The organism is Pseudomonas sp. S1_E05 (assembly GCF_056337105.1).
Genome location: NZ_JBFRHM010000001.1, coordinates 2,875,709 through 2,895,521 on the forward strand (window position 1 = coordinate 2,875,709; position 19,813 = coordinate 2,895,521).

Genomic DNA, 19,813 nt, shown 5'->3' on the forward strand with positions numbered 1-19,813 from the left:
CGATAGACGCCAGACCCTGTGGGAGCGAGCCTGCTCGCGATGCTGTTTCAAACAGTCTGTGGCTTGTGCGCGACGAAGCGCATCATCCATTCGGCCACGGTGGTGCCGTGATGTTCCTGCTCAAGGCTGCTGATGCCCTTGGAGTAAATTTGCTCGCCCAACGCTTCCTGGCGAATATCCAGCAAGGCTCGCGAGTAATCATGGATGAATTCCGGGTGGCCCTGGAAGCACAGCACCTGGTCATCGATGTGGTAGGCGGCAAAGGGGCAAAAATCGCTGGAAGCAATGACCGTGGCGTTTTCCGGTAGCGTGGTCACCTGATCCTGGTGGCTGATCAGCAAGGTCAGCTCCTCGCGCACCGGGTTCATCCACGGCGCCTTGGCTGCCAGTTTGTAGCTGTGCGTGCCAACGCCCCAGCCCTGGGTGGCGCGCTCGCTCTTGCCGCCCAGCAGTAACGCCAGCAATTGATGGCCGAAGCACACGCCGAGCAACTTGTCGCCACGTTCATAGCGGGTCAGCAGATAGGCCTTGAGGGTTTGAATCCACGGATCGGTGCCGAAGGAGTCGGCTTTGCTGCCGGTCACGAGGTAAGCATCGAAGGTCTCGTCATCACGGGGATAATCGCCCTGCATCACGTTGTACACGGTGAATTCGGCCGCGATGGGTTGCTGCGAAAACAGACGCTGGAACATCTGCCCGTAACCCTGATATTGATCGACCAGTTCCGGACGCAGGATGTCGGTTTCCAGAATGCAGATGCGTAGCGACATAAAAAATACCTGACACGTGATGGGAATAATGCACACACCAGAGCCTGCCTCGAAACACGTTGGCAGGCAAGCCCTGGCTTGCGTCATTGGTCCCCAAAAACGCGCTTAAAACACTTCCTCCCTGGCCGCTTTTTCCAGCAACAGGGCCGGCGGGAGAAACCGTTCGCCGTACTGTTCGGCCAGATACTGCGCGCGCGCGACGAAGTCCTTAACGCCGTACTGATTGATGAACTGCAACGCTCCGCCGGTCCAGGCCGCAAAACCGATGCCGAAGATCGAACCTATGTTGGCGTCCGCCGTCGAGGTCAATACGCCCTCCTCCACGCAACGTACGGTTTCGATGGCTTGCACGAACAGCAGGCGATCTCGTATATCTTTCGGGGAAATCTGCCCGTCGGTTTTCTCGAAACGGGTTTTCAACGCCGGCCACAAGTGTTTCTGGCCACCCGCCGGGTAGTCGTAGAAACCACCGCCAGCGGCCTTGCCCGCCCGCTTGTACTCGTTGAGCAACAAATCGATGACGGCAAACGCTGGATGCTCGACCATTTGCTTGCCTTCCGCTTTCAGGTCTTTCGCAGTTTGCTGACGGATATGGCTCATCAGGCTGAGGGAAACTTCGTCAGAGATCGCCAGAGGCCCGATAGGCATGCCTGCCTTGCGTGCCTCGGTTTCGATCATCGCGGCGCTCACACCCTCGCCGAGCATGGCGATGCCTTCGTTGGTGAAGGTACCGAACACCCGCGACGTGAAGAAACCGCGACTGTCGTTGACCACAATCGGCGTTTTCCTGATTTGCAGGACGAAATCGAAACCACGAGCCAGGGTTTCATCGCTGGTGTTTGCGCCCTTGATGATCTCCACCAGCGGCATTTTCTCAACAGGGCTGAAGAAATGCAGGCCGATGAATTTACCCTGATGCGGCACGGCCGTAGCCAGGCCAGTGATCGGTAATGTCGACGTGTTGGAGGCGATCACCGCATCCTCTCCGGCGATATTTTGGGCGGCGCATGACACCCTGGCTTTGAGCTCACGATCTTCGAACACCGCTTCAATGATCAGGTCGCAACCGGCCAGGTCTGCATCGCTTGCGGTGGGATGGATACGCGCCAGAATCGCTTCGCGCTGCTCGGAGGTCATGTGGCCACGGGCGACCTTCTTGTCCAGCAATGCCGCAGAGTGCGCCTTGCCCTTCTCGGCTGCCGTCGTATCGATGTCCTTGAGCACCACTTCGATACCCGCCGAGGCGCTGACGAAGGCTATGCCCGCCCCCATCATGCCGGCCCCGAGCACACCGACTCGACGCGTGACGTACGGTGCGAACCCTTGGGGCCGTGAGCCGCCGGCGTTGATTTCGTTGAGCTGGAACCAGAAGGTGCCAATCAGATTCTTCGAAATCTGGCCCGTGGTCAGTTCGGTGAAGTAGCGGGTTTCGATCAGGTGTGCGGTGTCGAAATCCACCTGCGCACCCTCCACTGCAGCGCACAGAATTTTCTCCGGCGCCGGGAGGCATCCCTGGGTTTTGGTGCGCAGGATCGACGGCGCAATCGCCAGCATTTGCGCGACTTTGGGGTGCGATGGCGTACCGCCCGGAATCTGATAACCCTTTACATCCCAGCGCTGTATTGCCACCGGATTGGCCAGGATCCAGGCCCGCGCCTTGGCCAGCAACTCATCACCATCGGCCGCCAGTTCATCGATCAACCCCGCCTGCAAGGCTTGCTGGGGGCGGACTTTCTTGCCTTCCAGCAGATACGGCAAGGCTTTTTCCAGACCGAGCATGCGCACCATGCGCACCACCCCACCGCCACCCGGCAGCAAGCCCAGGGTGACTTCCGGCAAGCCGAGTTGTACCGACGAATTGTCCAGCGCCACTCGATGATGGCAGGCCAGGCAAATCTCCCAACCGCCCCCAAGCGCCGCACCGTTGATCGCGGCGACCACCGGTTTGCCCAGGGTTTCCAGGGTTCGCAACTGGCTCTTGAGCGTCAGCACCATGTCGTAGAAGGCTTTGGCTTGGGGCTTGCCGACCTTGATGAGCTCATTCAGGTCGCCGCCGGCGAAGAAGGTTTTCTTGGCCGAGGTGATGATCACGCCGGCAATGTTGTTTTTTTCCGTCACCAGGCGAGCGACGCAGGCGGCCATGGCGTCGCGATACACCGCGTTCATGGTGTTGGCCGTCTGGCCCGGCATGTCGATGGTCAGGACGACGATCCGGTCCTGGCCTTGTTCGTAGCGAATGGCTTGCGTCATGAAGAGGCTTCCTTGAAGGCTCAAAGGCGTTCGATGATGGTGGCAATGCCCATGCCGCCGCCGACACACAGGGTCGCGAGGCCAAAACGCAGGCTTCGGGCTTCCAGTTCGTCGAGCAGGGTGCCGAGGATCGCGCAACCGGTGGCACCCAGCGGATGGCCCATGGCGATGGAGCCGCCGTTGACGTTGACCTTGTCCGGATCGATGGCCATGTCCTTGATGAACTTCAGCACCACCGAGGCAAAGGCCTCGTTGACCTCGAACAGGTCGATGTCCTCGACCCGCAGCCCAGCCTTGGCCAACGCCTTGCGCGTCGCCGGCGCTGGGCCGGTCAGCATGATGGTCGGGTCGGTACTGGTGACGGCCGTGGCGACAATCCGCGCCCGTGGCTGTAAGCCCAATTCGCGGCCCTTCGCTTCGGAGCCGATCAGCATCAAGGCTGCCCCGTCGACAATGCCGGAGCTGTTGCCCGGCGTGTGCACGTGGTTGATCCGTTCCACATGGCTGTAGACCCGCAGCGCGGTGGCGTCGAAACCCATCTGGCCCATCATCTCGAAGCTCGGCTTGAGTTTGCCCAGGCCTTCGAGGGTGGAGTCGGCGCGGATGAATTCATCAACGTCGAGCAGGAGGATGCCGTTCTGGTCGCGCACCGGCACCAGTGACTTGCTGAACGCTCCGTCGGCTCTGGCCCGTGCGGCCTTCTGCTGGGAATGCAGCGCGTAGGCATCGACGTCTTCGCGACTGAAGCCTTCCAGTGTGGCGATCAGGTCCGCGCCCACGCCCTGCGGAGTAAAATGGCTGTGCAGGTTGGTTTCCGGGTCCAGCGCCCACGCGCCACCGTCGCTGCCCATAGGTACCCGGGACATCGACTCGACGCCACCGACCACCACAAGATCCTCGAAACCGGAGCGTATTTTCATCGCCCCGAGGTTGACCGCCTCAAGCCCTGATGCGCAGAAGCGATTGATCTGCACGCCCGCCACGCTGACGTCCCAATCGGCCACCTGCACCGCCGTCTTGGCGATGTCGGCGCCCTGGTCGCCCACCGGCGTCACACAGCCCAGGACCACGTCATCCACCTGACGGGTGTCCAGTTCAGTGCGTCGTTGCAGGGCGGTGAGCAATCCCGCCACCAGATTCACTGGTTTGACACTGTGCAAGGCTCCGTCAGCCTTGCCTTTGCCACGGGGCGTGCGTAACGCGTCGAAAATCAGAGCTTGGGTCATGACAGAACCTGACAGTGAAAACATCGAGCCTTCACCATAGGCCGAGCCGGCGCCGAATCAATGACCGCAATGCTCAGCCGGGTTGACGGACACGCTCAGACGAACGGTAGTCGGCTACCGGATTAAGCCTCTCAGCATCCCGAGCCGTCTAGTAAAAGGCCGGCAAAGAAGCTGGCAATAGGCCTCATGCCGTTTTTAAAGCTTTATTCGACTGCACCATATGAAATGGATCTAAGCCACGGCTGACGCGGGCCTCAACGAGCCCTAAGGTGAACATGTACGAAGTTGTCGTCGGGTTTTGCCGAGCGCTCGTCATACAGGAAGTGCAACGCTCTGCCGTCATGGAGAAATGCAGGCAGGCATCAGGAAATAACAATAAAGGCGGTCAAGCCATGTTCAAACATTCGAAAGTTCGTCAAGCCGGGCTCATTCTCTTCGCCACTACTCTGTTGTTGATCGTGCCGAACCTGACCAAGGTGATTGGCTGACACAGTTTTTATCGCCTCGTTAAAAATGTGACTGGCCCGCTACCCGGGCCAGCATGGCTGTGCCACCCTTGGCGGCACTTCCACGACATGGGCGGCGAACATGTGAAAACGCTTTTTCTGATCGGGGCACTGTTGGTGGGTTCGCCCCTGTATGCCGCACAGCTGAACCTGGAGCTGGGCGCAACCAGCCGCACCTGGCAAACCGAAGACTTGCTCAAGCATCCACAGGTCCAGACCATCACGATCAAGGACGACGTTTCCTATAAAAAGGACATGGACTATCGCGCCGTGCCTCTCGCCGCGTTGCTCACAGGCGTCACGCCACAGGATCACCTGCAAGCCGTGGCGCTGGATGGGTTCGCCGCCGAGCTGGCCGCTGCGCCGTTGCTCGATACCAAGGGCTCGCGGGCCTGGCTGGCGATTGAAGACCCCGCCAAACCCTGGCCGGCGCTGTCAGCGGGCAAGCCGAGCGCGGGACCGTTTTATCTGGTGTGGACCGATCCAAGGGCCGGGCACATCAGCCCGGAACAATGGCCGTTCCAGGTCGCGGCGATCAAGCGCCTGGCGCCGGTGGCCGAGCGTTTTCCGGCCCTGTTACCCGATCCAAAGTTGAAGGCAGACGATCCGGTGAACCAGGGTTTTGCGCTGTTCCAGAAAAACTGCCTGGCGTGTCATCGCCTCAATGGCGAAGGTGATGCACAGTTTGGCCCGGATCTGAATATCCCGTTCAACCCGACCGAGTATTTCGGGGCGGACTTCCTCAAGCGCTACATCCGTGATCCGCAGAGCCTGCGGCAGTGGCCGCAGGCGAAGATGCCCGGGTTTGCGGCAGCGGTGTTGCCCGATGCGGAGTTGGAGATGCTGGTGGGGTATTTGAAACACATGGCTGGGCGGAAGGTTAAGCCCTGATCAGCACCCGCCCCCCTGTAGGGGGGCGTTGAATTTATTGCTGCACCGCCGAAATCACCGGCGTCGGCGACACCAGCACTTTCGCGTGCATCTGCTCGCAACCCCCGCCCCGACGCATTCCGCGTACCGGACATGCGTCCAGGTAATCCAGGCCTACCGCAAGCTTCAGATGACGCTCGGGGCGGGCCAGTTCATTGGTCACGTCAAAGCTGTACCAGGCATCGTCCAGCCAGGCTTCCGCCCAGGCATGGCTGGCCAGGTGCTCTGAGTTCTCGCTGTACAGATAGCCCGATACATAACGCGATGGAACGCCCAGGCTGCGGGCGCAGGCCAGGAATGCGTGGGTGTGGTCCTGGCATACACCGGAACGCCCGGCGAACGCCTGGGACGCGCTGGTATCGACCTCGGTGGAGCCCGGCGTGTACGTCATGTGCGCATTCAGGCCGTGCATCAGGTCGATCAGCGCCGTGCGATCACGGCGGGTCTTGCAGGTTTTTTCGGCAAATGCGCGCAAGGATTCGTCGGCTTCGGTCAATCGGGTGAACCGCAGGAACGGCAGCGCCGACTGGCTCTCGTGCTCGGCTTCGCGCAGTTCGTCGATGTCGACCTGACCCCGAGCGCCAATGATGATCGCTTCGTGCGGCTCGTCCATGGTCAGCACGTGCAGGATGTTGCCGAACGGATCGAGCTGCGCACGCACCGGACGCGGCAGGTCCAGTTGCCAGCTGAGCACGTGCTGGCGCTCGCTGTCGTGGGGCGTCAGGCGCAGATACTGGATGCTGGCGCGCACCTGGTCTTCATAGTGATAGGTGGTCTCGTGGCTAATGGAAAGTCTCATGCCGCCTCCAGGTAGGAACTGTGTATGGCATTGCCCAACTGGCGCACCAGCGGGATGAATTCGGTCAGCCAGGCGTGCAGGCCTTCCTCGAGGATTTCATTGATGCCTGTGTAACGCAGGCGGGCGTCCATTTCCGCCGCGAGGCGTTGTGCAGGCCGGCCGTTGGCACCGGGTAACTGAGCAAGGATCTGGTCGATTTCCTCGGTGCAGGCCCGCAAGGAGCGCGGCACGTCGACGCGCAGCAATAGCAGTTCCGCGACCTGCCGGGCACCTGGCGCATCGCGGTAGATTTCGGTGTACGCCTCGAACGACGACAAGGCGCGCAACAACGCACTCCACTGGTAATAGGCGTGAGCCGTGCCGTCGCTGACCGCTTCGGCCTGGTCGCCGGCCATTTCGTAGCGGGCATCGAGCAGGCGCAAGGTGTTGTCGGCCCGTTCGACAAAGGTGCCCAGGCGAATGAAACGGAATGCATCGTTGCGCATGATCGTGCCATAGGACGCGCCACGGAACAGGTGCGAACGCTCCTTGATCCATTCGCAGAAACGGCTCATGCCATAGCGACTTAAACCCTGTTCGGCGATGCCGCGAATTTCCAGCCAGGTGGCGTTGATGTTTTCCCACATGTCGGCAGTAATCCGCCCACGCACCGCATGGGCGCTGGCCCGCGCGGCACCGAGGCAGCTGTAGATGCTCGCCGGGTTGGCCGCGTCCAGTGCGAAGAAATGCAGCAGGCGTTCGGCGTGCAATTCGCCGTGACGCGCCAGGTAATCGTCCAGGGTGCCGGTGATCAGCAACGGCATGGCCAGTTCGTGCAAACCATCGCCACGACCGTCCTGGGGCATCAGCGACAGCGAATAACTGATGTCGAGCATCCGGGCGAGGTTTTCCGCCCGCTCCAGGTAACGCGACATCCAATACAAATCCGAGGCAGTTCTACTTAACATGGCAGGCTTCCTTCAATCCTCGACCACCCAGGTGTCCTTGGTTCCGCCACCCTGGGAGGAATTCACCACCAGGGAGCCTTCTCGCAGGGCAACGCGGGTCAAACCACCGGGCACGACCCGGGTTTCGCGGCCTGACAATACAAACGGGCGCAGGTCGATATGCCGCGGTGCTATGCCGTTCTCGACGAAGGTCGGACAGGTCGACAAAGACAACGTCGGTTGCGCGATATAAGCATGGGGCTTGGCCTTGATGCGCGCGCGGAACGACTCGATCTCCGCCGTCGTCGCGGCCGGCCCCACCAGCATCCCGTAACCGCCGGAACCCTGGGTTTCCTTGACCACCAGGTCCGGCAGATGGGCCAGGACGTGGGAAAGCTCGGAAGGATTACGACACTGGTATGTAGGAACGTTCTTCAAGATCGGCTCTTCATCCAGGTAAAAACGGATCATGTCGGTGACGAACGGATACACCGACTTGTCGTCTGCCACGCCGGTACCGATGGCATTGGCCAGCACCACGTTCCCTGAGCGGTAGGACGACAAAAGCCCCGGAACACCGAGCATCGAATCCGGATTGAACGCCAGCGGGTCGAGGAATGCGTCGTCGAGCCGGCGGTAGATCACATCGACGGCTTTCGGCCCGTCCGTGGTGCGCATGAACACCTTGTCATCGCGCACGAACAGGTCGGCGCCTTCCACCAGCTCGACGCCCATTTCACGGGCGAGGAATGCATGCTCGAAGAACGCGCTGTTGAAGCGCCCCGGCGTCAGCACCACCACGCTGGGGTTGTCGATCGGGCTGGAGCTTTTCAGGGTGTCGAGCAACAGGTTCGGGTAGTGGTCGATCGGCGCGATGCGCTGGGTCGAGAACAACTCGGGGAACAGCCGCATCATCATCTTGCGATCTTCGAGCATGTAGCTGACACCGCTGGGGGTGCGCAAGTTGTCTTCGAGCACGTAGTACGTGCCATCGCCATCGCGCACAAGATCGACGCCGGAGATGTGCGAATAGATATCGCGGTGCAGATCCAGCCCCTGCATCGCCAACTGGTATTGCTCGTTGGCCAGCACCTGCTCGGCCGGGATGATGCCGGCCTTGATGATGCGCTGCTCGTGGTAGAGGTCGGCGAGGAACATGTTCAACGCCTTGACCCGCTGGATGCAACCGCGCTCGACAATCCGCCATTCACTGGCGGGGATACTGCGCGGGATGGTGTCGAAGGGAATCAGGCGCTCGGTGCCCTGCTCGTCCCCATAGAGCGTGAAGGTAATCCCGGCGCGATGGAACAGCAGATCGGCTTCGCGACGGCGCTGAGCCAGCAGCTCATCCGGCGTTTCGGCCAGCCAACGGGCAAATTCCCGGTAATGCGGGCGAACCTGGCCGCCGGCATCGTACATTTCATCGTAATAGGTGCGGATCATGCCGTACTCCTTGTCACCCGGACTAACAGGCCTTCGCAAGGCCCGTGCCATCGGCATAAACGCTTTAATATCAATCGGTTGGATATTCAAACTGCATTGGCCGCACCATTCCTGTGCGACAAATGCTCCAACCTGATCATCCCCGCTTCATTGCAAGGCAATGCTGCGGTCTATCAGCAGCATAGCCAGAGTTGATTTCACTGCTCGGCTGTCGATGCGGATAATCCACCCATTCGCTGGATTTGCTCCCCGAACTTCCCTTTTAGCCGCCTCTCCAGGCGGCTTTTTTTTGTCATCCATTCTTGTTTCAGGATTTTGCCAAGACGGGTTTCACCCTGCTCAAACGAAAACGGCCAACCCTAAGGTCAGCCGTTATTGAGTGCGGTTGTCAGGCGAGTCGCCCTCGCACCTCCTGCTTGACGCCCCATCCTTCGATGATGCCGCCGAGCGGTTCGACCACGGCCTCGAAATCCTGCTCAAAGTCGCCGATACCGTCGTAGGTGGCGTACATCACTTTGCTCAGTTCCAGAGACCATGCGCCATCGTCGCGCGCGCTGACTTGTGCATTCAAGGATTCACCACAGTAATGCCCTGCCGCCCTGCGAGCCCGCTCCTCGTCCGGGAAAATGGCGTAGAACTCGATGGGATGGAACCGTGAAAAATCGAAACCGCCTTCTTTCATGCGGCGCAGCACCGAGCTGCTGATGTCTTCTTGATAGGCTTCTGTGCTCATGAAACGTCCTCCTTAAACCGATGGATAGACTTTCCGTACTCCCTACGCCCGCACAAACAACGCGGGCACTGCGATGGGAACAAGCATGTAGCTGACAAGACCAGACCTTAGCGATCCATTCGCTGATCTCGCTTGCAGATTAGCCCCTTGCAAGTCGAGCTGCCAAGGCCTGGTTGTAGCAGATGTGCGGTGAGGTGTTTCAGACGGGGGAGATACCGAGGATTTGTATGCTGTTCTGAATCTTGAGACTTTTTACACTCGCGTCGCTGGTTCGCCCTTCCAGATCGTTCAGATCCAGTTCGGCGGCGACTGGCAGGAGCCGAGCCTTGATGAGTTTGGCGGCTTGCTCGTTATCCGGGCACTGCTCACACTCAAAGACTTCATCGACTGTTTCGCCGTGATCATCCACGAAAGTGACTTTCCACTTTTGCATCAAAGCCTCCTCGAACAAACCCGTATGTGGGTTCACATTTATCTGGACTTTGGGCTTGGGGGAACGTTCACATGGATTGCGATGCACCGATACAAATAAATAGCAGGACTCCACTGTAGGAGCGGGCTTGCCCGCGATGGCGGTGTGCCAGATATAAAGCTGGCGACTGGTCTACCGCTATCGCGAGCAAGCTGAACTGGTCAAGTAATCTTGGACACTGATTACGGTTCACGCCGCCAACCTTTCCTTCACGACCGGCGACCTGTAGTCGTTATAGCTGTGAGGCCTACTGATGTTGTAGCGCGAGACATAGCGCTGCACATCTGCCCGGGCCTCATGCTCCAGTTTGTAGCCCGTTTCAGGCACCCACTCGGACTTCAAACTACCAAAGAAACGCTCCATCGGGGCATTGTCCCAGCACTCGCCTTTACGGCTCATACTTTGCCTAAACCGATGTTTCACAAGCGCATTTCGGAATTTATGGCTGGTGTACTGGCAACCTTGATCAGAATGAAACAACACATCCTGGGGATGGCCGCGCAGCTCAACCGCCATGCGTAGCGCTTCGCAGGTCAGGTTGGCATCAGAAATCATCGAGAACGACCACCCTACGATCCTGCGAGCGTACAGATCCAAAACGGCGGCGAAGTACATCCACCGCTTGCCGACCTTGATGTATGTCACGTCGCCACACCACACCTGATTAACCGCCGTCACATCAAATTTTCGCTTGAGCACGTGCGGCGCCACCAAGGCCTCCACACCCGGCGACTTGTACTTATGGCGCCGGCGCTGACGACTAGCGATGCCAGCTTCGCGCATCAAACTGCGAGCCATATAACGCCCGATACGATGCCCTTTGGCTTGTAGCTCCTTGGACAAAGTACGTGCGCCGGCCGACTCTCTGGACGCCTTGTGGTGCCTGACCAGCGCGGCTTTGAGCTTGTCCCGTTCAGGATTTGCTCTGCCTTGGCGCTTGCGCCAGGCGTAAAAGCTACTGCGGTTGACCCCAAACGCCCGGCAACACTTTTTAACGCCGTACTGCTCGTCCAGCTCATCGATCAGTGTGAATGATCTTTGGCGTCCAAAAGCAGGAGAGCACTGGCCTTTTTTAGGATTTCGATATCCAGGTCTTTCTCTCTGAGTAGAGCTTTGAGTCTCTGGATTTCTCGTTGATCAGCGGTAATCGCCTTGGCCCCCACCGGAGTCGAGCCCAAGCGCTCTTTTTGCACTTGATCAACCCAACGGCGCAGGGCTGTGGGGCCGATATCCAGGCTGGCACAGACTTCGGTAACCGGCTGACCTTCATCCAACACCATGCTGGCAGCCTTGAGCTTGAACTCACTCGAATAGGATTTACGCATATCCAAACACCTCAGATTTGGGCGCTATCATAGCGCCCGATTGAAGTGTCCAAAATCATTAGGCCAGTTCAAGCTCGCTCCTACAGGGGGTGTTTAAGCCTTTAGTCGTTGCTTGGCTTGTTCACGGCCTGCAGGACGTACTGTGGCAAGGCAAAAGCGCCCAGGTGGATTTCCGGGTTGTAGTAGCGGGTGACGATGCCGCTGCCGGCGAAGCGCTGTTGCAGGGTTTCGCGAGACAGTTTGCGGTACGCGGTGTTGGTCGCGCCCCAGGCGAAGGTCATCGAACCGCCGATGTAGGTCGGCACTGCGGCCTGGTAGAAGTGCCAGTCCGGGAACAGGCTGCGCAGGCGCCCGGCAGTGGTTTTGACTTCTTCGATCTGCATGAACGGCGTGCCGTTCTGGGTTACCAGGATGCCGCCTTCGTTCAGGCAGCGATGGCAGGCCTGGTAGAAGTTTTCCGAGAACAGCACTTCGCCCGGGCCGATCGGGTCGGTGGAGTCGGAGATGATCACGTCGAATTTTTCAGTGGTGGTGGCGACGAAACGCATGCCGTCGTCGATTACCAGGTTCAGGCGTGGGTCCTCGTACGCACCTTTGGAGTGGTTCGGCAGGAATTCCTTGCACATGTCCACCACGGTGCCGTCGATCTCGACCATGGTGATGTGCTCGACGCTGCGATGCTTGGTCACTTCACGCAGCATGCCACCGTCGCCACCGCCGATGATCAGCACGCGCTTGGCGTTACCGTGCGCCAGGATTGGCACGTGGGTGAGCATTTCGTGGTAGATGAACTCGTCGGCTTCGGTGGTCTGGATGACGCCGTCCAGCGCCATGACCCGGCCCATGCGCGGGTTTTCGAAAATCACCAGGTGCTGGTGTTCGGTGCGCACTTCATGCAGCAGTTTTTCCATGCGAAAACGCTGGCCGTAGCCTTCGTAGAGGGTTTCCAGGTACTCGCCTGTCGGGATAGTGGTCATGGGAAGTGCTCCGAGGAATGCGGGTTGCAACGGACGGTGACCCGCCCGTAATGGAAAGGCGCGCATTCTACGTTGCGCAAGATGACAGGTCGAACCTCTGTTGATGGCTGGACCAAACCTCTGTAGGCGCTGGCTTGCCTGCGATGGCTTCACTGAAGTCATTCAGACAGATCGCACCGCTGCCATCGCTGGCAAGCCAGCTCCTACAGGGTCGGTGGTGTCGTGGGAATAGTGTCAGATCCGCACATTACCTCGCGGTCCGGCGATGGCCCAGATGATCAGGCCCAGAACCGGCAGGAGCAGGATCAGCAGCACCCAGATGATTTTCATCCCGGTGCTGGCGCCACTTTTCAGCACGTTGATGATGGCCCAGATGTCCAGGGCAAGAATGATCAGGCCAATCACGCCATTGAACGTTGAACCCATGGTGTCGCTCCCTACTAAGAGTGGTGTGCCTCTTAGAATAGTCGGCCATTGCCAGGGTTCCGTTTTATTCGATTAAACGTGGATCGCCACTTTTAATGCTTCGAGGGATGGTGCAGCAGCGATGCCGACTTGAGCGCACAGTTCAAGCACACGCGGGACGTCGTTGCCGTAGACCAGCACCACCTGCAATTCGTCGTCGAGCAACTGGCTGAAATTCAACAGTGTGTAACCGCCATTTTCCTTGTTCATGCTGCCCATCTGCACCTGGATGCGATTGAGCGCGGTCAAGGCCTCGGTCTTCGCCAGTTGCTTGGGCTTGATGTTGAACGCCACGTCCGGGCCGAACGAAGCGACGATCTGCGCAAACAGGTCCATGTAAGTGTCAGCCTGGAACAGCACCGTTTCCGGCAGGCTGCCGACCGCGACCCACTCGCCCAATGGAATCGGGAAAGTGTCGTCGTAGTTGATGTCCGGATTGGCTGCCAGAAAAGCACCGGGGTCTGCGTAGGCTTGCGCAGCCTCATCGGCGATCTTGAGAATTTCGTCTTCGCCCATGCACCCGGAGCTGATTTTGCTGATGAGTTCGACGAGTGCGGCTTTCATGGGGCGATGTCCTGTAGCGAGGGAATTTTGAAGGCGCGAAGAATAGCGCATTACGCCGTTCATCGCTGGGCGGGTGCGACGACGGGAAGGTTGACGCATATCAACATCCACGGCACGGTATGCGGCACAATGCTGGCACCTTGCCAATGCTGTTTCCGCTATCAGAGAAAACCTCCATGGGTGCCTGGATTAGCAATATCTCGCTGAAATATAAATTTTGGGCGGTCAACGCGGTCGCCTTCGTCACGACATTGTTGCTGGTGTTGTACGCCGTACAGCTCGAGCAGCAGGCCCGCAGCCACGCTTCTCAGGCATCTGCCCAGGCCCAGGCGCGATTGCTCGCCGCCTGGCCGGCCGGGCAGGCGTTGCCCAAGAACGACAACCTGCTGACCTTCAACCGTGGCCAGGCGCCTGTGTTGAACGGGCAACCCGTCCAGGCACTGACGGACGCCAACGGCTGGGTCGAATTCCATTCGATGCCGCTGTTTGGTGAGAACCCGTTGATGGGTGCCGAGGTGTTGACCCGCACCGATGGTCAGCGCGTCGCCGTGATCGCCCACGGCCCGAGCCTGGTCCAGGTGTTCGGCGAACGTTTCGTCAACTACGCGGTGGCGGTGTTCATCCTGATGCTGGCGATGCTTGGCGCCTCGCAGTTGCTGATCCGCTTCCTGCTGAGCCAACTCAACACCTTGAAAGACGTCATGCTGCACGTTGAGAAAACCGGCGATCTAGCCGCACGGGTGCCGCTGGCGTGCTCCGACGAAGTCGGCCAGATGGCCGGCGCATTCAACGCGATGCAGGCCGGTTATCAGCGGGTGGTCAACACCGTGGCCAACACCGCTCGGCAGCTCGATGTCGGCGCGGCGCGCCTGGCCTCGAGCATGAACGAGGTGCGACACGGCATGCTCGGCCAGCAAAGCGAAACCGACCAGGCGGCCACGGCCATCAATGAAATGACCGCCACCGTGCACCACATCGCCCAACACGCCGGCGCCACCCGCGACCTCTCGCAATCGGCCGACACCCTGGCCGGCAGTGGCCAGGAAGTGGTGATTCGTGTGCAGAAGTCGATTGCCGGGTTGTCCACAGGCGTGCAACAGACCGCCGAGATGATTCAGCGCCTGGCCGAGGACAGCCAGAAGATCAACGGTGTGGTCAACGTGATCCACAGCATCGCCGAGCAGACCAACCTGCTGGCATTGAACGCGGCCATCGAAGCGGCCCGCGCCGGGGAAATGGGGCGTGGCTTTGCCGTGGTGGCCGATGAAGTGCGCAACCTGGCCAAGCGCGTGCAGATTTCCACCGACGAGATCACGCTGATGGTCTCGGCGCTACAGGCCGGCACTCGGGATGCCGTGGACTTCATGCAGGAAAGCTCGTACAAGGCCGACGATTGCGTGCAACAGGCGCAGGAAGCCGGAGCCGCGCTTGTGGAGATCACCGGCGCCGTCGCGCAAATGCGTGAAAGCAACACGCAGATTGCCGTGGCTGCGGAACAGCAGAGCCAGGTGGCCGAAGAGATGAACCGTGCGGTGGTGGGTATTCGTGATGTGACCGAGAATACCGTGCAGCAAACGGTGGATTCGGCGACGACCAGTAATGAGCTGGCGGCGCTGGCTGGGGAGTTGAGCAAGGCGATTGGTCAGCTGAAGCTCTGAGACCGCATCGCGGGCAAGCCCGCTCCTACAGTGGAACCCGCCCTCCCTGTAGGAGCGAGCTTGCTCGCGATGGTGCCTACCCGGTCAACACCTATCCAAGACATGACCGCCTATCACCCCAATAGCCAACCTCGATTCGCTCCCCTCCCGTCCCACGCCTATTCTTCAATCATGTTCAACATGGATTAAGGATCGGCATCATGGGCAAACGTCACCCCAACCTCCCCGCCTGGCAATGGCGCGCGTATCCGGGCAACCACCAGCACCCGACCAACCTGGTGCTGCACCTGATTGCCGTGCCGCTGTTCATCGTGGCATTTTTGCTGATGGTGTCCGGGGTGTTCAGCCTGAACTTTGCGAATTTCGCGATTGGCGTCATCGGCTTGCTGGCGGCCCTGGGCCTGCAACGCCACGGCCACAGTCTGGAGGCGCAAGCCTCCGAGCCATTCAGTGATCGTAAGGACGCGGTGTCGCGTTTAATGGTCGAGCAGTTCCTGACCTTTCCGCGTTTTTTACTCAGCGGTGGCTGGTGGCGCGCCTGGCGTGAACGCCACCGTCGAAACTGATCAGGCGAAAATCGTCACGGTCTGCCGACTCATGGCGATCAACTGACCGTCCACGTTCCAGAGTTTGGCCGCCGCGTGACCGTAGCCGTCAGCGGCATGTTCGATTTCAACCAGGTATTTGCACCAGTCCAGTGTGCTCAGCTCGAGCAACGGCTGGACGAATTCGATGGTCCAGGTCAGCGTGCTGCCCATCGCCGGTTTGTTCAGGTGCGGCAACAGCGACGGTGGCCAGGCATCGACCAGTGCCAGGATGTGCGACTCACTCACCGCCTCTTCCTTTACGTCCCCACGCAAGCGCACCCAGCCGCCCATCTCGCGGGATTTGTTGCCACTGAACGGCAGACCGCCCACGCTCCAACGCATCGCCAGATGGCGCATGAACTCCGGGGTCACGCCCTTGACGTAAGGCAGCTCCTGGCACTCGTCCCAGTGCTTCATCGATGGAGCAGACGTGGCGGCCACCGCCACCTCGGACGGCCGCGAGGCGCCGAAGCTGCCCTGGATCAATGTCACGACCTGGTCCTTCTGCACAACCCTCCCCAGTACCTGGCTGACGGCCTTGCCTTCGCGCAGCACATCGACTTCGAAACGGACCGGCACTTCTGGCTCGACGGGCCCGACAAAGGTGATCGCGAGCGACCGCACGGGACGATCGGCGGGGACCTTCGCACGCATGGCTTCGTATTGCAGCGCCGCCACCAGCCCACCGAAGCTGGCCCGGCCCTGCGCCCATTCGGCCGGGATAGATAGCTCCAACGGCTGGCTGCGGACGGCATCGAGCAGATCGGAAAAGCGCATGAGGACCTCAGGAACCGAAAAAGGATGGAGGGATATTAGCGAGCACCGGGGGCTGGCACAGGGTTTATTCCGGACAAAATCACTGACAGATGGGCCGATCTGTCTGCGCAACCCGCCCCTGTGGGGGCGGTGGTGCGACGATTCGACTTGCCCACGATAGCGATCGGTCAGTCACATTGATGTTGCAAGTGCTGGCCTCATCGCGGGCAAGCCCGCTCCCACAGGTGGGGGCGGTGTTCGACTCAGGATTTGAAGCAGGCCTTGCTGAGTTTATCGAGCACCTTGTCGGCACGGCCTTCGGCCTCGGCCAGGGTGGTTTTCCACGCGGCCACGCACGGTTGCAGATCGGCCTCTTCCTCGGCGCGGGCCAGCCATTGCCAGGCATCGTGCCAGTCACCCAGGGCGCCCTGTGCAGACTTGAGTCTGGGCAAGGCCGGTTTCGGCAGGCGATCGAGTTCCGGGTAGGCTTCTATGCCGTAGCGCACGCGCTTGATCAGCAGGCGCAGGCGGTGGCGATCATGCGCCGGATCGTGCAGGGCCTCATCGAGTATCTTCCACTGTTTGGCCAGGCGTTTCTCGATCTGCCTGCGCAACCCCTTGAGTAACCCCTGATGTTGCGCTGCGCGCAGAAAACGCGGGAAGGCAGCGAGGATAGTCTGTAACTGCGTGAGCTCGGTGCTCGCCGCCACCGCCGGATACGCCTGGGCCATCTGCGCCATGCGCCGCCGTGCCGCCTCGGGCTGGTTGTGCTCAACCAGATAGGCCGCCAGCACTTCGCGGTCACGCAGTGGTGTGGTCAGTTGGCCGACCCGGGAGGCCGCCTCTTCCAGTTGCTCGACCCCCGGCAAACCGCGCAACGGCCGCAGCAGACTGCGCAAACGGCGAACCGTGGTGCGCAGATCGTGAAGCGCCTCGGGGTCAGTGCGCGCCTGTAAACGCGCCTGACAGGCCAACAAGCGGACCTCGATACCCAGGACATGGGCCACCAACCGATCAACCAAAGCAGACATCGTTTACTCCCTGCATCCCAGGCTCAATCCTGCATCATGCCTCAACGGCCCGCGCGGGACTCACGAATGTAGAAGCGTGCCTTTTCCGCCTTGCTGGTGCAGCCCTCGTAGGCTTCGAACTGCTGCTGGGTCTTGGCCCCGGTCAGCAGCGACAGCGCCTTGGAGTAACTGACCGTACCGGCAAAGCCTTCGGCCTTGGCCAGGTCCAGCTCATGCCACGCGGCATCGATCTGGCTCCCGCAGCTCTCACGATAAGCGGTTTTACCGGCACAACCAGCGAGTGCCAGGGCAATCATCGGCACGCAGATCCACGCTTTCATCATTTACTCCTCGATATTGGAAACAGTCGTGCTGCTAAGACGTTGCCACACGTGAAAAGTGCCTTGGCCTGCAGCTGAAACTCTAGCGTTGGTAAGAATAACCATCTGCCATCATCGAGTGTCGAAAAAACGACGCGTTCAGGGGGTGGAGCGACTCCGGCGATTGAAGCGCCCCCCTTGATGGGTGCATTGTTGAGCCTGGACAGACGAGGGCGATTCATGAAAAAGCGCGTCGCGCTGGTACTGGGCTCCGGGGGAGCGCGGGGTTACGCCCACATCGGGGTCATCGAGGAGATCGAACGGCGTGGCTATGACATTGCCTGTATCGCCGGATGCTCGATGGGGGCAGTGGTGGGCGGGATCTATTCCGCCGGCAAACTGGATGAATACCGCGACTGGATCGAAAGCCTGGACTACCTGGATGTGTTGCGCCTGGTGGATGTCAGTTTTCGCCTCGGCGCGATTCGCGGGGAAAAGGTCTTCGGGCAGATCCGCAAGATCGTCGGCGAGATCAATATCGAGGACCTGCGCATTCCCTACACGGCAGTGGCCGCCGACCTGACCAACCAGCAGGAAATCTGGTTCCAGGAAGGTTGCCTGCACCAGGCGATGCGCGCCTCGGCCGCCATTCCCAGCCTGTTCACCCCGGTCATGCAGGGCAACCGCATGCTGGTGGATGGCGGCATTCTCAACCCGTTGCCGATCGTGCCGGTGGTGTCCAGCCATTGCGACTTGATCATCGCGGTGAACCTCAACTCGACCAACCAGGGTCACTACAAACTGCCGGTGATCCAGCGTCCCGCCGCCTTCCGCACACGTTTCGACAACCTGATGAGTTCGGTGGGTTCGAAAATGCCGTTCCGGCGCAAGCAGGCGGAAAAGCTGCTGCAACTCGAGAAAGAAGCCTTGATCGCCGAGGCCGCCGAGATCAATCCATGGATCGAATCCGCCGCACCCGAAGCCCAGCAACCGGCGGCCGCTCCGGAGCGCGATGGCGCACCGAAATCGGCCACCGGCTCGTTCATCATCGATAACGTCGGGCCGGCGTCCCTGCTGGACCTTATCAACCAGAGCTTCGAAGTGATGCAGACGTCGCTGGCGCAGTACAAGATCGCCGGTTATCCACCCGACATTCTGATCAACGTGCCGAAGCGGGTGTGCCGGTTTTTCGAGTTCTACAAGGCACCGGAGTTGATCGCGCTGGGGCGGGAGATTGCACGGGACACGTTGGATCGGTATGAGAGTGAGCGCGAGTCCTGACGGTTCTGGGGTGGCTGTCGCGGCCTCTTCGCGAGCAAGCCCGCTCCCACAGGGGAACTGTGTACACAGGACCAATGTGGGAGCGATAGCGCCAGTGCAATCAATACAAAACTGTAAACTACCCCTGCCCCAACAACCGATAACCCACGCCCGCCTCGGTCACGATAAACCTCGGCCGGGTCGGGTCGTCGGCCAGTTTCTGGCGTAGATGCCCGACCACGATCCGCAGGTAATGACTGTCTTCGGTATGGGTCGGCCCCCAGATGTCCTTGAGCAACTGCTGCTGGGTGATGACTCGCCCGGGATGCCGCGCCAGTTGCGCCAGCACTGCGTATTCCTTACGGGTTAACGCCACTTCCACACCCTCGAGCAACACCCGGCGATAGGCCAGGTCCACGGTCAGCGGGCCGAAGCTCAGTGCTGCCTGCTGAGCGTCCCCCGCCGGCACCTGACGCAACAACGCACGCACCCGGGCTAGAAATTCCTGAATGCCGAACGGTTTGGTCACGTAGTCGTTGGCGCCGCCATCCAGCGCCTCGACCTTCTGTCCTTCGCTGGCACGCACCGACAACACCAGCACTGGCACCGTCGACCATTCACGAAACTCGCGCAGTACCTGTTGGCCGTCCATGTCCGGCAGGCCGAGGTCGAGCACCAGCAAGTCGGGTTTACTCAGTGCCGCTTGCGCCAGGCCTTCGGTGCCGGTCCCGGCCTCCAGGACCTTGTAGCCCTGGGAAGCCAGGCTGATGCGAAGAAATTTACGGATCTGCGGTTCGTCGTCAATGACCAGGATGGTCGTGGTCTGGCTCATGGTT

At 60.2% G+C, this 19,813-nt stretch carries 21 protein-coding genes; 5 read left to right on the top strand and 16 right to left on the bottom strand.

Features of this window, described 5'->3' with window-relative positions:
• Window positions 1-47 precede the first annotated feature (47 nt).
• The 3 genes from AB4N33_RS13260 to AB4N33_RS13270 all read right to left on the bottom strand — a co-directional run bounded on the left by AB4N33_RS13260 (window position 48) and on the right by AB4N33_RS13270 (window position 4,246).
• On the bottom strand, window positions 48-770 hold the full coding sequence (locus AB4N33_RS13260; protein ID WP_476457511.1) for an amidotransferase: 723 nt from the start codon (window positions 768-770) through the stop codon (window positions 48-50).
• Between the two features lie 105 nt (window positions 771-875).
• Window positions 876-3,020, bottom strand: coding sequence for a 3-hydroxyacyl-CoA dehydrogenase NAD-binding domain-containing protein (locus AB4N33_RS13265; protein WP_476457512.1), 2,145 nt, complete (start codon window positions 3,018-3,020; stop codon window positions 876-878).
• A 20-nt stretch (window positions 3,021-3,040) separates the two neighbouring features.
• Window positions 3,041-4,246 carry an acetyl-CoA C-acetyltransferase gene (locus tag AB4N33_RS13270; protein WP_476457513.1) on the bottom strand — a complete coding sequence of 402 codons (1,206 nt, stop codon included), beginning with the start codon at window positions 4,244-4,246 and terminating at the stop codon, window positions 3,041-3,043.
• 269 nt (window positions 4,247-4,515) lie between these two features.
• On the opposite strand from AB4N33_RS13270, the gene AB4N33_RS13275 reads away from it, so the two are divergent.
• Both AB4N33_RS13275 and AB4N33_RS13280 read left to right on the top strand, forming a co-directional pair.
• The gene (locus AB4N33_RS13275) at window positions 4,516-4,734 is read left to right on the top strand and encodes a hypothetical protein (protein WP_476458859.1); all 219 of its coding nucleotides are present in this window, start codon (window positions 4,516-4,518) and stop codon (window positions 4,732-4,734) included.
• A gap of 87 nt (window positions 4,735-4,821) precedes the next feature.
• Complete coding sequence (locus AB4N33_RS13280) at window positions 4,822-5,643, top strand: c-type cytochrome (protein WP_476457514.1); 822 nt, start codon at window positions 4,822-4,824, stop codon at window positions 5,641-5,643.
• A 34-nt stretch (window positions 5,644-5,677) separates the two neighbouring features.
• Here AB4N33_RS13280 and AB4N33_RS13285 read toward each other — a convergent pair whose 3' ends face one another.
• The 9 genes from AB4N33_RS13285 to AB4N33_RS13325 all read right to left on the bottom strand — a co-directional run bounded on the left by AB4N33_RS13285 (window position 5,678) and on the right by AB4N33_RS13325 (window position 13,386).
• Window positions 5,678-6,481 (bottom strand): transglutaminase family protein, encoded by an 804-nt coding sequence (locus AB4N33_RS13285; RefSeq protein ID WP_460139888.1) that lies wholly within the window; start codon window positions 6,479-6,481, stop codon window positions 5,678-5,680.
• Window positions 6,478-7,428: an alpha-E domain-containing protein gene (locus tag AB4N33_RS13290; RefSeq protein WP_460116997.1), complete on the bottom strand. Its 951-nt coding sequence runs from the start codon at window positions 7,426-7,428 to the stop codon at window positions 6,478-6,480. The genes AB4N33_RS13285 and AB4N33_RS13290 overlap by 4 nt, the downstream gene beginning before the upstream one ends.
• 12 nt (window positions 7,429-7,440) lie before the next feature.
• Window positions 7,441-8,850, bottom strand: a complete 1,410-nt coding sequence (locus AB4N33_RS13295) for a circularly permuted type 2 ATP-grasp protein (RefSeq protein WP_476457515.1) — start codon at window positions 8,848-8,850, stop codon at window positions 7,441-7,443.
• A gap of 388 nt (window positions 8,851-9,238) precedes the next feature.
• Complete coding sequence (locus AB4N33_RS13300) at window positions 9,239-9,583, bottom strand: ribonuclease E inhibitor RraB (protein ID WP_192301951.1); 345 nt, start codon at window positions 9,581-9,583, stop codon at window positions 9,239-9,241.
• 199 nt (window positions 9,584-9,782) lie between these two features.
• Window positions 9,783-10,016, bottom strand: coding sequence for a hypothetical protein (locus AB4N33_RS13305; protein ID WP_460116999.1), 234 nt, complete (start codon window positions 10,014-10,016; stop codon window positions 9,783-9,785).
• Window positions 10,017-10,244: 228 nt separating this feature from the next.
• Window positions 10,245-11,380, bottom strand: a protein-coding gene (locus AB4N33_RS13310; RefSeq protein WP_476457516.1) for an IS3 family transposase whose coding sequence is annotated in 2 segments (ribosomal slippage) — window positions 10,245-11,131 and window positions 11,131-11,380 — 1,137 coding nt in all. Because the reading frame shifts where the segments join, the coding sequence is not laid out codon by codon here.
• Window positions 11,381-11,481: 101 nt separating this feature from the next.
• Entirely contained in the window at window positions 11,482-12,357 is an 876-nt protein-coding gene (gene speE, locus AB4N33_RS13315; protein ID WP_460117000.1) for a polyamine aminopropyltransferase, read from the bottom strand.
• A gap of 234 nt (window positions 12,358-12,591) precedes the next feature.
• Complete coding sequence (locus AB4N33_RS13320; RefSeq protein WP_476457517.1) at window positions 12,592-12,783, bottom strand: PLDc N-terminal domain-containing protein; 192 nt, start codon at window positions 12,781-12,783, stop codon at window positions 12,592-12,594.
• Between the two features lie 72 nt (window positions 12,784-12,855).
• Window positions 12,856-13,386: a hypothetical protein gene (locus tag AB4N33_RS13325; RefSeq protein ID WP_476457518.1), complete on the bottom strand. Its 531-nt coding sequence runs from the start codon at window positions 13,384-13,386 to the stop codon at window positions 12,856-12,858.
• Window positions 13,387-13,562: 176 nt separating this feature from the next.
• On the opposite strand from AB4N33_RS13325, the gene AB4N33_RS13330 reads away from it, so the two are divergent.
• Complete coding sequence (locus AB4N33_RS13330) at window positions 13,563-15,044, top strand: methyl-accepting chemotaxis protein (protein ID WP_460117002.1); 1,482 nt, start codon at window positions 13,563-13,565, stop codon at window positions 15,042-15,044.
• Window positions 15,045-15,244: 200 nt separating this feature from the next.
• The gene (locus AB4N33_RS13335) at window positions 15,245-15,610 is read left to right on the top strand and encodes a terminase (protein WP_460117003.1); all 366 of its coding nucleotides are present in this window, start codon (window positions 15,245-15,247) and stop codon (window positions 15,608-15,610) included.
• Here the strand turns inward: AB4N33_RS13335 and AB4N33_RS13340 are convergent, their stop codons facing one another.
• The 3 genes from AB4N33_RS13340 to AB4N33_RS13350 form a co-directional block, all read right to left on the bottom strand.
• Window positions 15,611-16,408, bottom strand: a complete 798-nt coding sequence (locus tag AB4N33_RS13340; protein ID WP_476457519.1) for an acyl-CoA thioesterase — start codon at window positions 16,406-16,408, stop codon at window positions 15,611-15,613.
• 242 nt (window positions 16,409-16,650) lie between these two features.
• Window positions 16,651-17,418, bottom strand: a complete 768-nt coding sequence (locus AB4N33_RS13345; RefSeq protein WP_460139892.1) for a CHAD domain-containing protein — start codon at window positions 17,416-17,418, stop codon at window positions 16,651-16,653.
• Window positions 17,419-17,459: 41 nt separating this feature from the next.
• Entirely contained in the window at window positions 17,460-17,738 is a 279-nt protein-coding gene (locus AB4N33_RS13350; protein ID WP_368553346.1) for a hypothetical protein, read from the bottom strand.
• 219 nt (window positions 17,739-17,957) lie between these two features.
• Between AB4N33_RS13350 and AB4N33_RS13355 the strand changes: the two genes are divergently transcribed.
• Window positions 17,958-18,998 carry a patatin-like phospholipase family protein gene (locus AB4N33_RS13355; protein ID WP_460117006.1) on the top strand — a complete coding sequence of 347 codons (1,041 nt, stop codon included), beginning with the start codon at window positions 17,958-17,960 and terminating at the stop codon, window positions 18,996-18,998.
• Between the two features lie 118 nt (window positions 18,999-19,116).
• Here the strand turns inward: AB4N33_RS13355 and AB4N33_RS13360 are convergent, their stop codons facing one another.
• Window positions 19,117-19,809: a response regulator gene (locus AB4N33_RS13360; RefSeq protein ID WP_460142156.1), complete on the bottom strand. Its 693-nt coding sequence runs from the start codon at window positions 19,807-19,809 to the stop codon at window positions 19,117-19,119.
• Window positions 19,810-19,813 lie beyond the last annotated feature (4 nt).